The sequence below is a fragment of the Cylindrospermopsis curvispora GIHE-G1 genome, assembly GCF_014489415.1.
Classification (GTDB): Bacteria; Cyanobacteriota; Cyanobacteriia; order Cyanobacteriales; family Nostocaceae; genus Raphidiopsis; species Raphidiopsis curvispora_A.
Genome location: NZ_CP060822.1, coordinates 270,710 through 286,968, shown reverse-complemented (window position 1 = coordinate 286,968; position 16,259 = coordinate 270,710). Strand labels below are relative to the sequence as shown.

The following is a 16,259-nucleotide window of genomic DNA, read 5'->3' as shown; positions in this document are numbered from 1 at the left end:
ATTTGAGTGTGGGACTTATTGATGAGTAACAATTGTAAACTATGGAAATTAACCCTAATTACTAATTAGTCTAGCTTTACGGAGGATAAATTGCATCACATTTTCTTCGCGGGAAATAATATCAGCGCCTCCTTCCATCCCCGGTTGTAGATAACATTTATTTTGTCCTTTACCAAGATATAATGTTTCTGGTTCCATGGTGACTTCATATCCATTTACGCCAGCAGTATTGGTATTGGTCATATTGTTGGTTATTATATTACTGGACAAAACATCTGGAGAAATATTTTTAACCCTACCCCTGAGAGTACCATAATCTGGATAAGGACAAGCAGAAACTCGCATTTGGAACTTTCTTCCCACTTGCACTTTATTAATTTCCTGACTCGGTATATAAGCCTTAATTTCTAACGGAACATTGAGCGGAGCAATTTGGGCGATCGCTTGACCAGATTGAACTACTTGTCCAAGATTACGAAGTTTGAATTGTAGTAATGTTCCAGTAATAGGTGCACGAATTACAGTTTTTTGTAGATTAATTTCTGTTTGCAGTAAATCCTGACGGTAACGAGTTAGTTGTTTTTGTATTTCCAGTCTTTGTTGTGATAAATTGCCCAGTTCTTTATTTAAAGCTGCAATAGTCATTTCTCCCCTAGCTTGTTCCTGTTTTATACGTTGTGATGCCATAATCACAGCTGAATTACTGGGATTCATAGCTGTTCTGGCTTTATATAGGTTTGTTTGGGCAATTTTCAAAGCCTGTTGTTTATCATCCCACAGACTTTGGGCATTATTTTTGGCACTTTCTAATTTGGCTCGTGCAGATTTTATTGCTTGTTGTTTTTCTTCTAAAAGACTCACTGAAATAGCACCAGAACTGGCGATCGCCTGTAGTCTATCCCTTTGAAGTATGGCGAGGTTTAAAGCAGTTTCTGCTTCTTGGATGGTAGATTTGAGAATTCCCTGTTTTTCCAGTCGTTGTAGTTGTGATTTGGCAAAGTGAAAAGTAATTTCTGCTTGCAATAATTCTGCATTTCCCTTAATCCGTTGATCATCAAAATTACGTTGAGTTCCCATAAGTTCCGATTGTGCGGCAAAAATTGTCTCCTCATTTAAATTAGTTTGATCTAGGATTTGATTACGAATTTCATTGAGCTGAGAGTCGATTCCTAGCAGTTGTAATTGAGATTTTTGAATGCTATCTTCTAATTGTTTCTTTTGGGTTTGTAATTGAGAATCATCAACAAAAGCCATGCTATCTCCTTGACGAACTACCTGATGATTTTGCACTAAAATTCTTTGCACTTCCCCAGAAATAGCTGACTCAACTAATTTGATTTCTCCCACTGGTCTAATAGTACCAGCTACTTTAACGGTTGTTTTATAAGTCATTATAGTCGCTAGAGCTATCCCTACCAAAAGAATAGTCAACATTATCCCCGCACCAATAGTAGTCAACCTATGAATTTGAGGGAGAAATTCATTCACTTCAAACGGGTGTAAATGTTCAAAATTTGGATATCCATTCTCAATATGGTCTTGAGAATCTCCTTGATATTGGTATAAAGATTTCACAGTATTTTATGGCAAGATTTTACAAATACGCGCCAATACTCAGTAACGTTTAGCAATAGCCATAGATATTTATTGACCAAAGGTCATCTTTGTTAACTCTTATCATTTCCATCTAATAATATAAACATAAGCACTATTGCTCAGGAATTCATAAATCCGGGGATAGACTTTAGAAAGCGAAAGGGAGGAAACGGAGGTTCTATTGGTTAGAGAAGTACCTCACTTGTTTGAGATCTGGAGTTTAGACTAAAGAAGTTGGGTTGAGGAATTCCCTAATATTTGATAATAACTGTATATCTCAAGATTATATTCTCCGGTTTAGAATCCATGTTTCCATTGTGGCTGAAAATTGCGATCGCTGCTGGTTGGGTCTTTTTGATCATATTAATTGCTTGGTTAGTCAGTCGGTTTACTCCTAGTCAACCGGAAATCATCCGTAAAATTGTGCATATTGGTAGTGGTAATGTAATTTTATTAGCTTGGTGGTTCCATATTCCTGCTTACGTGGGAATTAGTGCGGCAATTTTAGCTGGTCTAATTAGCGTCATATCATATTTTGTGCCAATTTTGCCTGGAATTAATAGTGTGGGGAGACAAAGTTTAGGCACTTTTTTTTATGCTGTGAGTATTGGAATTTTGGTTGGATATTTCTGGTATTTAAAAAAACCTGAATATGCAGCTTTAGGTATTTTAATTATGACCTGGGGTGATGGACTAGCAGCACTAATTGGGCAAAGATTTGGTAAGCACAAGTATTACCTCTTTGGCGCGAATAAAAGTTGGGAAGGTTCTTTAACCATGACAGTGGTCAGTTACTTAGTAAGTGTAATTATTTTGTTAGCAACACGGGGAAGTAGTTGGCAAATATGGTTAGTATCAGCGCTAGTATCTATCACTGCCACATTGTTAGAATCCGTTTCCTTTTTGGGGATTGATAATTTAACGGTTCCCATTGGTAGTGCTATTTTGGCCTATGGTTTGACCGCTCTATAGGATCTACTCAAACCTTTACAGATTTGGACTACCTAATTCCTGTTTCATTTTACAATAATAATCAGGTTTGAGCAGATGAGAAGAATTTCTTATGAGTACAATAAATAACCAAGCCATAAATAATGCACTTTTAACCGGTGATAAATGGGGTAACAACACTATAACCTATAGTTTTTATGTTGGAGGTGAATACTACGGTACTGAAGAGGGATTAGTAACTGTCAGTGATGCGGTTAAAAATAATGTGCGACAAATTTTCAACGATACAATTGCTCCACTAATTGGCCGCAATTTTGTAGAAGTTGAAGATTCTCCTCTCTACTACGGTAATATTCGCTTTTTGCTTTCTACCACTCCTCAATATGCCTATACATACCCGCCTAATGGTAGTGCTATTGGAGGTGATATTTTTCTTAATGCTAAACAAGATAATAATACAGATCCAAGTGGATTCCAGGGTGGCCCAGGTACTCCCGGGTATACTGCTTTGATGCACGAAATGCTGCATGCTTTAGGTACAAAACATCCCAATCGCTATTCGTCAGAGGATAATCCTCCCTATCTTGCTTATAGTGAAGACAATGGGGATAACACCCTGATGACATACAACTTCAATTCCGGATCTCAGCCCATTACACCAATGCCATTTGATGTTATAGCATTACAGCATCTATATGGAAGTAAGGTATATAATGAAAGTAACACTACTTATAATTTCACTAAGATAGATTTATACTCAGATGGAATAAAAACTGTTGGTGATTCAAATCTTAGGAGTAAGAGCACAATCTGGGATAGTGGTGGAACGGACACTTTAAATTTTGCCAATTTATTATTTGATAGTACTGGTTATCGCCTAGACATGAATCCGAGTGGTTGGTTGTCAAAACAGGCTGATTTTAATACGGTTGAATATGATGTTGTGCTGGATTCAAATTTGGTTAGTTTTACTGATAGTAGAAGAATTTATAAGGCTACAGCATCGGGAACAAGATTGGCTTATGGGGTAATCATAGAGAATTTAATTAACTCTTCTAGTAATGATTATATTATTGCCAATTCAGCGGCTAATAGATTTACCGGTTATGGTCCAACCACCACCACAGGGAAAGATACCATTGAGAATGCCAACAGTGCTGACATCCTAGATTTATCAAGTTTTTACGCTGGTAATATCAGCCAAACCCAAGCTGGAAACGACCTATTGATAACATTAGGATCTGGTAATTCCATAACAATTAAAGATTATTTTGCCACTCCTATTAATCAACGCCTAAACATTAAGACGGGTAATCAACCTCCCGTTGCGATTAATGACCTGTTACCCATTATTAAAGGAACTACTAGCGGGACTGTTAACCCCCTGATAAATGACACAAATCCATCTCTATCAGATTTAAACGACCAACTGAAAATTATTGATGTCACAAGTGGTAAATATGGGAAAGTGGATATTAATGGTAATGATTTAATATACACTCTGTTAAGTGCCACCTATGTAGGGGATGATACTTTTACTTACACTATTTCCAATAAAGAGGGCTTAATAGCTACAGCTAATGTGAATGTTACTGTCAACGTTACTGTGACAACAACAAACATTATCATGTATCCAGTAACCATCCTAAAACCTGGAGACCCTCTCATATCTAAGCAAGGGGGTGATCAAACCAATATAGTTAATAATGTGTCCTACAATTTCCCCACTAACTATAAACAAACGGAAGCAAAGACAGGACTGGAAAACACCTTGGGTCAAACCAGTGCACTCTTTCAGAACATATTTGGGCTATATCAGGTAGATGATGCTACAGGAACGGTTAATGGTATTGCACCGGGAGAAATTAATTACGCGAAAGCTGCTTTAGACAAAAATAGGGTAGTTAGCAATTTCACCGTACGAGCTGGGGGAGCGGGTCATAGTGTTAGTGGTGATTTAATTGGTATTGAAGGGAAAATTTATGCACCCTTCGTCATTGCTAATGGTGGTAATTATTCTGGTAGCATACAAAATGCCATTAACGAGTTTTTTAAGGTTAATCCAAATAATAGTGGAGCCACTGCGCAAAATTACACTAGTTTGCCAGTTGCTTACTTTAGCTTTGGTGCAGCTAACCCAGACGGATCGGCTCATATCAAGAGCTTTGGGAACAATGTCTTTGGATTTGAGGATTTACCTGCTGGTGTAGGGGTCAGTGATTATGATTTTAACGATATGGTTTTCTCCTTTGGTTAAACGGTGAGAAGCAGTTCACTTTCCTAGGTGAAAAAACCTCTTGACAAATGCCAAACAATCTGGTGATAATGATTGTTTGTGAAAACTTTACTTTTAATATAATCTCTTGGCTAACGTCATTGTCATAGGTGCTCAGTGGGGCGATGAAGGAAAAGGTAAAATAACTGACCTACTCAGCCGCTCTGCAGATGTGGTGGTACGTTACCAGGGGGGAGTTAATGCCGGTCATACAATAGTGGTGAACGGTCAAACATTTAAGTTGCACTTAATTCCCTCTGGTATATTGTATCCAGATACCGAGTGTATTATCGGCTGTGGGACAGTGATTGATCCACAGGTGTTAATAGGAGAACTCGACAAACTAGAAAAATTAAATATTTCCACGGACAATTTGCGCATATCCCAGACTGCTCACGTTACTATGCCCTATCATAGATTGATTGATCGGGCCTCGGAGGAGCAGAGGGGAAGTCATAAAATTGGCACCACCGGAAGAGGTATTGGTCCAACCTACGCGGATAAGTCAGAACGAACTGGGATCAGGGTTTTAGATCTGATGGATGCTGACGGGTTACGAGAACAGTTGGAATGGACAATAAACTATAAAAACGCAATTTTAGAGAAGTTGTATAATCTTCCTCCCCTGGATCCAGAACAGGTTTTTCAGGAGTATTTGGGTTATGCCAAAAGATTACGTCCTTTTGTGGTTGACACCTCGGTGAGAATATATGACGCGGTGCAAAAACGACGTAATATTCTGTTTGAAGGTGCTCAGGGCACTCTTCTGGATTTAGATCATGGAACCTATCCCTATGTTACCTCTTCCAATCCTGTAGCTGGAGGAGCTTGTGTGGGTACGGGTGTGGGACCAACAATGATAGATCGGGTAATTGGGGTCTCCAAGGCGTATACTACCAGAGTGGGTGAAGGGCCATTCCCCACGGAACTCCAGGGGGAAATTGGTGATTTGTTAGCCAGTCGGGGCGCAGAATTTGGCACGACTACGGGAAGAAAACGTCGCTGTGGTTGGTTTGATGCAGTAATTGGACGTTATGCTGTCCGTATTAATGGCATGGATTGTATGGCTATTACCAAACTAGATGTTCTAGATGAGTTGAAGGAAATCAAGGTTTGTGTAGCTTATGAAATTGATGGTCAAAGGTGTGAACATTTCCCCACTAGTGCCCGTCAGTTCTCTCGTTGTCTTCCCATATATCAAACCTTAGCTGGATGGCAAGTCTCTACTACAGAATGCCGTAGCCTAGAGGACTTGCCTAAGCAGGCTTTGGAATATCTGAAATTCCTAGCCGAATTGATGGAAGTCCCGATCGCGATTGTTTCCCTAGGAGCAAGTCGTGATCAGACTATAATTGTGGAGGATCCAATCCACGGCCCAAAACGGGCTTTATTGCAACCCAATGGTACACCAGTTGCAGTTTAGCTGGAGCGGTGATTGGTGATTAATTGATGGCTGATAACTAATTGACAAGTTAAAACTAGTATGGCACTGACAGTAGAATCTCAAAAACGTCCAGAAGGCATTAAACCCAAGGCTTTACGCCGTTCTGGTTTGATCCCCGCTAATTTGTATGGACACAACGGTACTGAGTCAATTTCCTTGGCTCTGGAAGCTAAAACAGTTGACCGCTTGCTTAAACAAGCTGCACCTAATAAGACGGAAATTGAACTGAGTATTCCAGATCTTCAATGGACTGGTAAAACTGTTTTGAGGGAAGTTCAAGTTCACCCAGCGAAGGGAACTCCCTATCATTTGAGTTTTTTTGCAGCTAAGAGTTAAGGAGTCTTTCGAGGTGGCAAGAATCTTCGTGCTGCAGGTACGGGGATTCTTGGAGTGAGAACTAAATTATAACTTCAATGGAAACTACAAGTCTTGAAAATTTAGTTGATCAGATGTTACAGACGGAATTTTATCCTCACGCTGTAACCCAACCTATTCAAGTTATTCAAACTCATATCTCTTGGGTAGTTTTGACAGGCAATTATGTCTATAAGCTGAAGAAGTCTGTTAACTTTGGTTTTTTAGATTACTCAACTCTGGATAGGCGCTTACACTTTTGTCAGGAAGAATTACGCTTAAATCAACGTGGTGCCAGTAAGTTATATCTACAAGTTGTACCCATTACCTGGAGTGAGGGAAAATACCATTTGGGGGGAAGGGGTGAAATTGTAGAGTATGCGGTGAAAATGCGTCAATTTCCTGAAGATGCTTTATTTAGTCAACTGCTCTCCCAAGGTAAGTTAAATCAGCTCCATCTACAAGAACTAGGAAGGGTGCTGGCTGACTATCACACTAAATGTCTTACCAATGATTATATCAGTGGTTTTGGCCAAGTAGGGTTGGTGCGGTCAGCTATTGATGAAAATTATATTCAAACATTAAAATATATTGAAAAATATAGTGGTGGGCCCCAAACTCAGTCCAGATTTGAAGAAACAAAAGCCTATACAGATAAGTTTTGTCAGCAGTATTCGGAGTTATTTGCCAGCAGAATTGCCCACCAACGCATCCGTGAATGTCATGGAGATTTACACTTAGCAAATATTGCTCTGTGGAATGAAGAAATTATCCTTTTTGACTGTATTGAATTTAATGAGACCTTTCGCTTCGTGGATGTTATGTATGATGTGGCATTTACAGTCATGGATTTGGAGACGAAAGGTCGAGAAGACTTAGCAAATACCTTTTTAAACACTTATGTTGAGGAAACCGGGGACTGGGAGGGTTTGCAAATACTACATTTATACTTAACTCGTCAAGCCTATGTAAGAGCCAAAGTAAATTCATTTTTATTAGATGATAAAGCTATAGGGTCAGAAACTAGAGCGATCGCAGCCCAAACAGCTGAAAAATATTATCAACAGGCGTGGAAATATACCCAACCCAGACGGGGACAATTAATATTGATGTCTGGTCTATCTGGTTCTGGCAAAAGTACTACTGGGAGGTATGTAGCTGCTAAACTGGGCGCGGTTCATTTACGTTCTGACGCGGTGCGAAAACATCTGGCGGGTATTTCTCTTAGGGAGCGGGGTAGGAATGAAATATATACTCCAGAAATGACTCAAAAGACCTATAATCGGTTGTTAGAATTGGGAATTACACTGGCCAATCAAGGTTGGTCTGTAATTTTAGATGCTAAATATGATCGTAAGCATTTACGTCAAGAGGTAATTGATCAAGCAAATAGGCACCAGCTACCTGGGAAAATTGTTTACTGTACTGCACCATTAGAGGTATTAGAGGAACGCATAATACACCGTAGTGGTGATATTACTGATGCTACTCCCGAATTATTGGCAGGTCAAGTTGAGCAGTATGAAGCATTTACCGAGGAGGAACTACCCTACATTATAGTAGTAGATACTACTCAACCTTTGGCTCAACAGATTAGTGGTAAATTTAGGTAAGTTAAAGCTAGATGAGATTGGTGAAATTATGGCATCCAACAAAAATATCCTCAGCGAAATACTATCCACATCACCCAACTTTTTTTCCCAATTCGTGTTTGGGTTTTTATTAGCTGCGATTTCCAGGTTTGCGGGAGCTTCTCTAATTCTGTGCGTATTTTTGGGAATTGCGGGTGGTTTAGCTTTAGGTTGGTTCACTATTGCTAACGAAAATGACGCAACAATTCCCAATGTTGCGGCTAATGATGGTATTGATGCTGCGCTGAAATACTGTTTGGTTTTCATGTTTAGTTTTTTATTTATGGGTTATTCTGCTCCTATTAGTATTTTGTTTGGTTGTATAGCTGGTTTAGGTGGAGGTTGGATTATTGCTTGGTGGAGAAGCAAGGAATTAACCGTCACTCAAATTCAAGATGATTTGGTAGAGGATGATGATCTCGAACAATCAGATACTAGAGTTACTAAGCGGAAAAAAAGATTACCTGTTCGTCGGTTACGTCGTCCTCCCGGAAGTTTCAATTTTCGATTTTGGGAAAAATAGGAAGGTAACTTTTTGCCCAACCGTTGTCAAACCAATATAGACAAAATATGTTTTTATATCTTTCTAAACTACTACCGCTATTTTTTTATCCTTTAGGTTTAGCTGGTGTCAGTTTAGTTATTGCTTTTATCACCTTGTGGAAGCGTCCTAAAATTGCCGCAGGTTGCATTGCCATATCCTTAGCTACATTAATGATATCTGGTAATGGGTGGGTATCTAAAAGTTTGGTTAGGTCCCTGGAATGGCAAAATATCCCCCTGGAAAAAATACCCGAAGCTGAAGCGATTGTGGTTCTGGGTGGTGCTACCAAACCAGCTACTTGGCCCCGTTCCACAGTAGACTTAAACGAGTCCGGAGACAGGGTAATCTATGCTGCTCAACTGTATGGACAAAAAAAAGCACCTTTGATTATTTTAAGTGGTGGACGTATTGATTGGCGTGGTGGTGGACCACCAGAATCAGCGGATATGGCTGCCATTCTCATATCTCTAGGTATTCCTCCAGAAGTAATTATTGAGGAACCAAATTCCTTTAATACTTACGAGAACGCGGTCAATGTCAAGAAAATCCTGGAAAGTCGGGGAATCAAAAAAGTGTTATTGGTCACTTCAGCCATGCACACACCCCGGGCTCTGAAAATTTTTCAACGTCAGGGTGTGGAAGTAATTCCCGCTCCCACGGATTTTATTGTTAGTCGGAGTGAGCTAGAAGAACTAATTGCTACTCCTAAGTCCACCATATTAAATTTGTTCCCCAGTGCTGACAATTTAAATAATTTTACCAACGCTTTAAAAGAATATATTGGTTACCTAGTTTATGCTCTGCGTGGTTGGTTATAGAATTGCTGGTGGAATAAACTCCGCATTGCTGAGGATGAGGTTTTCTGTTATGATATGTTTTATGGCGTGTAACAGTTGAGGTTTAATGACTGATTATTTCCCAAGCAATTTACCGTTAAAATCAATTCCACATAGCAAAAAGACAGTGAACACCCCAATGGTGGAAACTGGAGATAGCAGTGGGAAATTAGCTCTCACCATAGCACAAGCAGCATCAGAACGTAAAGCAGGCGAAATTTTACTGCTCAAGGTAACAGATGTCTCCTACCTGTCGGATTATTTTTTAGTGATGACTGGTTATTCCAGGGTGCAGGTTAGGGCCATCTCCTCTGCTATAGAAGAAAAGGTGGAAACGGAATTACAACGTCGTCCTTTGCGCACAGAAGGAAAAGGGGAAGGTAGTTGGGTATTACAAGACTATGGAGATGTGATTGTTCACATTATGATGCCCAAGGAACGAGAATTTTATAATTTGGAAGCGTTCTGGAGTCATGCAGAGCATATTCCTTTAGAAAACCCTAAAGACCTTGAGGATGGTCCAAATGATAAGATCTTCGGTTGATAATTGTCCAGTTCCCATTGAACAGCAACCGCTCCACGAGTACGAGGAATTAAAAAATTCCTGGTTTTTTGGGGATAGTACCCTAGGTTGGCGTGGTTACCTGACCAGAATTTTATGGATTTGGGGTTGGTCTTGGTTGATAGCTGGTCCGGTTTCAGCTTCTAGTTTCCCTGTAGAAAAGCATATATTTCATTTTATCCTTTGTGGTAGTGCTATTGCTAGTCTAGTGGTGGTTCTGGTACTAATCAGGTTGTATCTAGGCTGGTTTTATATAAGAAATCGCCTTTACAGTGCCACGGTTTTATATGAGGAATCTGGCTGGTATGATGGACAAATATGGCATAAGCCACGGGAAATTATTGATCGAGATCGTTTAATTGTGGCTTATGAAATTAAACCCATTTTGGGACGCTTACAGATGACCTTTGGCGTGGTGGCTATTTTGTATTTCACTGGCATTTTGGTCTGGAATTTGTTCTAAGTGCCAAATCCGGGGAAGCTTTCTCCCCCGTGACTGGTCACAATCACAATTTAGACCCACACTGGGAACAAAAATTATGAGTGGAAGGGTTTTTGGTGCCACAATGGTTGCAATAAGTTGATTCTACTACTGTGGTTGGTCCTGGTTTGGGTAACCCGAACATCTGGGCATTGCTTTTACCAGGTGCTACCATAGGATAGCAGTTTTCATCTTTGGTGACGTGAACGTTAACCACTACTGGACCTTTATGCTCTAACATTTCTGCTATTTTTTGTGATAACTCTTCTTGTTTAGTAATCACCATGCCCTTAATGCCATAAGCTTGAGCTAAAAGCTCAATATCGGGCATTCCTACTTCCATATTAGAACAGGAGTACCTCTCACCATAGAAGGCCTCTTGCCATTGTCTTACCATTCCTTGCCAACCGTTATTTAAAATCACGGTCTTGACATTTATGCCATATTGTGCTAAAGTTCCCAGTTCTTGTAAACACATTTGGAAACTGGCATCACCACTAATACAAATGACCTCTTCTTCAGGAAAGGCTACTTTGGCTCCCATAGCTGCGGGTACGCCAAAACCCATGGTGCCTAAACCCGCACTAGAAATCCACCGTCTTGGTCCATTTTTGAGGAATTGGGCTGCCCACATTTGATGTTGTCCCACATCAGTGGTGTAAATGGCGTTGGGAGCTTGTTTGCCAATTTCCACTATTACTTCTTGGGGGGAAATGCTATCAGGGTAGTGGGGAACAATGAGAGGGTAATCTTGTTTCCAACGACCAATTAGGTTTAGCCATTCCTGATTGCGATTATGGTGATTGTGATGATTGTTATGACATCGCCTCAATAGGTCTTCTAAGACGTTTTTCACATCCCCAACTATGGGAACTTCCGGAACTCGGTTTTTGCCCACTTCCGCTGGGTCAATATCAATGTGAATTACTTTCGCATGGGAAGCAAATTCATCTAGTTTTCCTGTTACTCTATCATCAAATCTTGCCCCTACACAAATTAGTAGGTCACAGTCTGTTACGGCAAAATTAGCGTATGCAGTTCCGTGCATACCTAACATTCCCAAGGACAGGGGATGATGTTCGTCAAATGCACCAATTCCCATCAGGGTGGTGGTGACTGGGATATTGAATAATTCCGCCAGTTCTTTGATTTCTTTATGGGATCCAGAGGCGATCGCTCCTCCACCGACATACAAGAGTGGTTTGCGACTTTCTGTGATTAGTTGAATAGCGGCATTAATTTGTCTAGGATTGCCCTTAACTGTGGGGCGATATCCCGGTAATTTAACCGAACCTGGTTCCACTGGGGTATAGTCAAATTTTTCCAGGGCTACATCCTTGGGAACGTCTATGAGAACTGGTCCAGGTCTACCCGTACTAGCTAGATGAAAGGCTTCAGCCACAATTCTGGCCATGTCCTTGGGATCCCGCACCACGTAAGAGTGTTTGACTATGGGCAAGGTAATACCATAAATATCTGTCTCTTGGAAAGCATCAGTACCAATAGCGGGTCTGGGTACTTGTCCAGTGACAATTATCATGGGTATGGAGTCCATGTAGGCGGTGGCAATACCTGTTACTAAGTTGGTAGCTCCCGGTCCGGAAGTACCAAAACATACCCCCACCTTGCCCGTTGCACGGGCATAACCATCCGCAGCATGGGAAGCACCTTGTTCATGACGAACTAGAATGTGTTTAATACTACCTGTTTCTTCTACTTTATACAGGTCATCATAAATAGGAAGTATAGCTCCTCCGGGATAACCAAAAATATACTCCACTCCATGACGGAGTAGACTATCCAACAGAGCAAAACCACCGGTTGCTCTTATGGGTTGGGTCCAGGAGTGGGAGATAGGAGCAGACTTGCGTTTTTCAGACTGTGAGGAATTGATTTGAGAAGGCGATCGCACGATTAACCTCAAAATATAACTAAAATTAAGCCTGGATTTTGTATTTAGGATACCATTTTAATTGAAAAACCGACACTTTATTTATTCTCTAGTATTTTGCCAGGTCCACAGGCCAATTATAGCCACAGTGAGACTCATGCCAAACAGAAATAAAGATAAACCCAGAGCATTCACCAGTTTAGTAGTAATTAGTAGGGGGAAGGAAAGGGCAATATTCACGGCGTGATTTTGAAAGCCAAATACCTTCCCGTGCATGGATGGGGGAGTATATTGTTGAATTAGGGTTTGCATGGGCACGTTAACCAGGGATGCTCCTAGACCCAGGAAAACACATAGAAATAAACCCCAGGGAAGGTTATAGGTGAAAATAAACATTCCCAGTGCCAATGCCATAAATATAAACCCAATTAGGGGTAAGGGTTGACGATCTAGCTGTTGACTAAAATGCCCAATTATTGCTGCGCCCAGAACCATACCTACACCAGCTGCAGCTACGAAAAAGCTAAAATCTGTTTGTTCTAATTTTAGTCTGTTTGCTAGTCTAATGGATAATTCCAGTAAAGATGCAAAAACGCAGTATAGAGCTACAATTTGAATCATAGCATTCCATACCAAGCGGTTTGTCCTCAGATATTGCCAACCCTGTAAAAATTCTGCCACCGGGTTGACTACAGAAGTGTGACGCTGTTCTCGAAACTGGATGGGTAGCATAATAGCAGCAGATAGCAAGTATAATAAACCCACCAGTAGTTCTTTACCAAAATCAATACCAATATGTTCCGCCTCATTTAAAATAGTAGAGCCTAAGGCGTAACCCACTATTAGTGCACCCATCATGGTACTACTAAATAGAGCATTAGCTGCCATCAAGTTCTCTTTTTTGACCATAAGAGGTATGGTAGCTTGTTCCGCTGGGGCAAAAAATTGAGTAACCGAGGAAATACCAAAATTCAGTGCTAATAGAATCCCCAGCTGTCGAGGTAAGAACGCTATACTCAGTGTTAATACACCGCGAATGACATCGGAACCAATCATAATTAACTTCTTGGGCATTCTGTCAACAATTACACCACCAACCGAACCAAAGAATATTGCTGGTAGGGTAAATGCCATATACAGATAAAACCTTCCAGTCCCCGATGATAAATGGGGAGGTAAGTATTTTTTCTCCAATAAATCAATCATTAGTATTAATAATACCTTATCAGCTAACTGGGATATTAGTTGACCAATCCACAGCAGCATAAAATTGCGGTTTTTGACCAGGGCACTAAAGCCTTGATTAATTGCAGTAGGTTCCGTGGGAAACATGAGAATTGTTTGATTGGTGATTGGCGAAAATCAAGACCCAAGGTTTAACCTCCATGGTCGGTTTACTCATAACTCACTATCATAACTTTTTAGCAGCAAATGTAAAAATTCCGTTGCACTCAGGTAGGTTGGACACCCGAAAAACCCTGTGGATAGGTTTTGCCAATAACCTTGCACTTTTCCCGGTGATCCCCACATTGACAAGTGTTCCACTGGTGGATCTGCATAGAAATTATCTTGCTTACTACCCAGAATAGCAGAACTCCAATGGGTAAAATAGTCATGACTCAGACGATGAATGGGGAAATTACCACCTACCGGAACCCCCCACCCATCTATAGCTATCAACGCTTTTACATTTCCACCCCGCATTTGCCATTTGATAGCAGCACCCATCGCTCCCACCACACCCGCACTAAACCCAATGAATATCACCGGTGATTCTAACCTATTCCCCAGGCGATCGCCCATAAACAGTAAAATATGAAATGTTGATAAAGTTAAAATTCCCTCTTCGGGAAATACTAACATGTTATCCATCTGTAGATTGTTGAGGTTATTTTCCCCTAGAGACCATAAATCCTCGATGAATCTTTGAGTCAATTCCCGCTGATGAATTCCAGGACAGATTACAATTTGCATAGGTTTAATCCTTGACCCCATTTTTTTGGAACAATATGTATATTTTTGTGTGCAACAGTATCCTATCCCCTGGGATAGGATAATAATGGTTGGGGATAGTAGGTATAGATTGTAATCTTTGGCTTTGATGATTTTTAACATCGACATCAAGAGTCCAAGATGATTCCACTAAAATATTGAGGTAATTATTGTGGTTGTAACACCAGAAAAACTACAACATACTCACGAGCATCTACCAAACCATGACTCCATAGCGGTATTACTAATGGGTTATGGTGAAGTGGAGAGTTATGAGGATTTTGCTAATTATAATGAACAGGCGTTAAATCTGCTCACTGCCAAATTTGCACCCGTTCCTACTTGGGTTTATCCTCCCCTAGCTAAACTTTTGGCACTGTTTGACCGTCATGAATGGGGACATACCCATCATGATTTTATTTCTCCTCACAACGCCATTTTTGAAAAGCAACGAGCAGGGATTGAACACGAATTACAACATAAATGGGGTAATAAGGTTCAAGTTTTCAAAGCTTTTAACTTTTGCGCTCCCTTTTTGCCTGGACAAGTTTTAGCTGAGATCAAAAATCAAGGCTTTGAAAAAATCTTAATCTATCCCTTATTAGTAGTAGACTCTATCTTCACCAGTGGTATAGCGATCGAACAAGTTAATAAAGCTTTAGCAGAATTATCGGATGGGGAACAACATTGGCTCAAGGGAACGCGCTATATTCCGTCCTTTTACAATGAGCCAGAATATATAAGTTTAATGGCAAGACTAGTAGAGGAAAAAGTTAGTAGTGATTTGGCGACTAATTATTTACCTTCCCAAATTGGCATTGTACTGCTCAATCATGGTTGTCCACACAAAGCCAAAGGATTCACATCAGGAATTGATGAAAGTCAAATTCTCTATGAGTTAGTCAGGGAGAAATTAATTCACCGTTATCCCTTAATTTCTGTGGGTTGGTTAAACCACGACACACCTCTAATTGAATGGACTCAACCCAATGCTACTCAAGCTGCCAAAAATTTAATTCAATTGGGTGCTAAAGTGGTGATATTTATGCCCATTGGTTTTGCCACAGAAAATCATGAAACCCTGTTGGATGTACACCATATAATTCATGATTTGGAGAAACAGTATTCTGGTCTAGACTATGTGCAAATGCCTTGTGTTAATGACCACCCACAATTCTTAAAAATGGCTGCCGGTTGGGCTAACACCCAGATTAGCGAGTTGATGAAGGAAGCAGGACAGGAAGTAAATCTTCAATTGTCCGTCCATCATCACCATCACCACTAAGTTGGGAAACGGGGAAATAGGGGATTTGAAAATGCCAGGAACCAGACTTGAACTGGTGACACGAGGATTTTCAGTCCTCTGCTCTACCGACTGAGCTATCCCGGCTAGGTTTGTTTATTGCTCACATTAGATAACCATAACAAAGTTATAGTTATTTGTCAAGGGGATTTCAAAGAAATTTTTTCATAAGAAAATTGTTGTATAATACCCATAAAATAGCGATCGCCATCTATCTCCTATTACATCCCCACGGAATTTTTTTCAGGGGGAGTTGACTATTGTCTCTTGGACATAATACTCTGACAATGGAAATTTGTGTCTTATATTTAATTCCACTCACTAGTATTTGATATTCACGAGCGATCGCAACTCCTTCTATCTCGTAGCAGAATTTTTCCCACCTTTGGTAATTACACC

General features: G+C 40.3%; 14 protein-coding genes and 1 tRNA gene. 10 read left to right on the top strand and 5 right to left on the bottom strand.

Annotated elements, in window-relative coordinates; all coding sequences use genetic code 11:
• Window positions 1–54: 54 nt before the first annotated feature.
• Window positions 55–1,575 carry an HlyD family secretion protein gene (locus IAR63_RS01390; RefSeq protein WP_187706317.1) on the bottom strand — a complete coding sequence of 507 codons (1,521 nt, stop codon included), beginning with the start codon at window positions 1,573–1,575 and terminating at the stop codon, window positions 55–57.
• A 327-nt stretch (window positions 1,576–1,902) separates the two neighbouring features.
• On the opposite strand from IAR63_RS01390, the gene IAR63_RS01385 reads away from it, so the two are divergent.
• The 9 genes from IAR63_RS01385 to IAR63_RS01345 all read left to right on the top strand — a co-directional run bounded on the left by IAR63_RS01385 (window position 1,903) and on the right by IAR63_RS01345 (window position 10,656).
• The gene (locus IAR63_RS01385; RefSeq protein WP_187707303.1) at window positions 1,903–2,568 is read left to right on the top strand and encodes a diacylglycerol/polyprenol kinase family protein; all 666 of its coding nucleotides are present in this window, start codon (window positions 1,903–1,905) and stop codon (window positions 2,566–2,568) included.
• 91 nt (window positions 2,569–2,659) lie between these two features.
• Window positions 2,660–4,804: an Ig-like domain-containing protein gene (locus tag IAR63_RS18275; protein WP_235678318.1), complete on the top strand. Its 2,145-nt coding sequence runs from the start codon at window positions 2,660–2,662 to the stop codon at window positions 4,802–4,804.
• A 106-nt stretch (window positions 4,805–4,910) separates the two neighbouring features.
• On the top strand, window positions 4,911–6,245 hold the full coding sequence (locus IAR63_RS01375) for an adenylosuccinate synthase (RefSeq protein WP_096547487.1): 1,335 nt from the start codon (window positions 4,911–4,913) through the stop codon (window positions 6,243–6,245).
• 60 nt (window positions 6,246–6,305) lie between these two features.
• Window positions 6,306–6,602, top strand: a complete 297-nt coding sequence (rplY, locus tag IAR63_RS01370) for a 50S ribosomal protein L25 (protein ID WP_009342714.1) — start codon at window positions 6,306–6,308, stop codon at window positions 6,600–6,602.
• Between the two features lie 77 nt (window positions 6,603–6,679).
• Entirely contained in the window at window positions 6,680–8,233 is a 1,554-nt protein-coding gene (locus IAR63_RS01365; protein WP_187706316.1) for a bifunctional aminoglycoside phosphotransferase/ATP-binding protein, read from the top strand.
• Window positions 8,234–8,261: 28 nt separating this feature from the next.
• Window positions 8,262–8,774, top strand: coding sequence for a hypothetical protein (locus IAR63_RS01360; protein WP_187706315.1), 513 nt, complete (start codon window positions 8,262–8,264; stop codon window positions 8,772–8,774).
• A gap of 47 nt (window positions 8,775–8,821) precedes the next feature.
• Complete coding sequence (locus tag IAR63_RS01355) at window positions 8,822–9,613, top strand: YdcF family protein (protein WP_187706314.1); 792 nt, start codon at window positions 8,822–8,824, stop codon at window positions 9,611–9,613.
• Between the two features lie 85 nt (window positions 9,614–9,698).
• Window positions 9,699–10,175, top strand: coding sequence for a ribosome silencing factor (rsfS, locus tag IAR63_RS01350; RefSeq protein ID WP_096547490.1), 477 nt, complete (start codon window positions 9,699–9,701; stop codon window positions 10,173–10,175).
• On the top strand, window positions 10,156–10,656 hold the full coding sequence (locus tag IAR63_RS01345; RefSeq protein WP_187706313.1) for a CGLD27 family protein: 501 nt from the start codon (window positions 10,156–10,158) through the stop codon (window positions 10,654–10,656). Before rsfS ends, IAR63_RS01345 begins: the two co-directional genes overlap by 20 nt.
• Window positions 10,657–10,699: 43 nt before the next feature.
• On the opposite strand, the gene ilvB is transcribed toward IAR63_RS01345, so the two are convergent.
• The 3 genes from ilvB to IAR63_RS01330 all read right to left on the bottom strand — a co-directional run bounded on the left by ilvB (window position 10,700) and on the right by IAR63_RS01330 (window position 14,539).
• Window positions 10,700–12,586, bottom strand: coding sequence for a biosynthetic-type acetolactate synthase large subunit (gene ilvB / locus IAR63_RS01340; protein WP_187706312.1), 1,887 nt, complete (start codon window positions 12,584–12,586; stop codon window positions 10,700–10,702).
• Window positions 12,587–12,667: 81 nt separating this feature from the next.
• A complete protein-coding gene (locus IAR63_RS01335) occupies window positions 12,668–13,897 on the bottom strand; it encodes an MFS transporter (protein WP_115538655.1) in 1,230 nt (409 codons plus the stop codon).
• 66 nt (window positions 13,898–13,963) lie between these two features.
• On the bottom strand, window positions 13,964–14,539 hold the full coding sequence (locus tag IAR63_RS01330; protein WP_187706311.1) for a hypothetical protein: 576 nt from the start codon (window positions 14,537–14,539) through the stop codon (window positions 13,964–13,966).
• 190 nt (window positions 14,540–14,729) lie between these two features.
• Here IAR63_RS01330 and IAR63_RS01325 point away from each other — a divergent pair, with 190 nt between their 5' ends.
• On the top strand, window positions 14,730–15,842 hold the full coding sequence (locus IAR63_RS01325; RefSeq protein WP_187706310.1) for a ferrochelatase: 1,113 nt from the start codon (window positions 14,730–14,732) through the stop codon (window positions 15,840–15,842).
• Window positions 15,843–15,874: 32 nt separating this feature from the next.
• Here IAR63_RS01325 and IAR63_RS01320 read toward each other — a convergent pair.
• Window positions 15,875–15,947 (bottom strand) — tRNA-Phe (locus tag IAR63_RS01320).
• Between the last annotated feature and the right edge of the window lie 312 nt (window positions 15,948–16,259).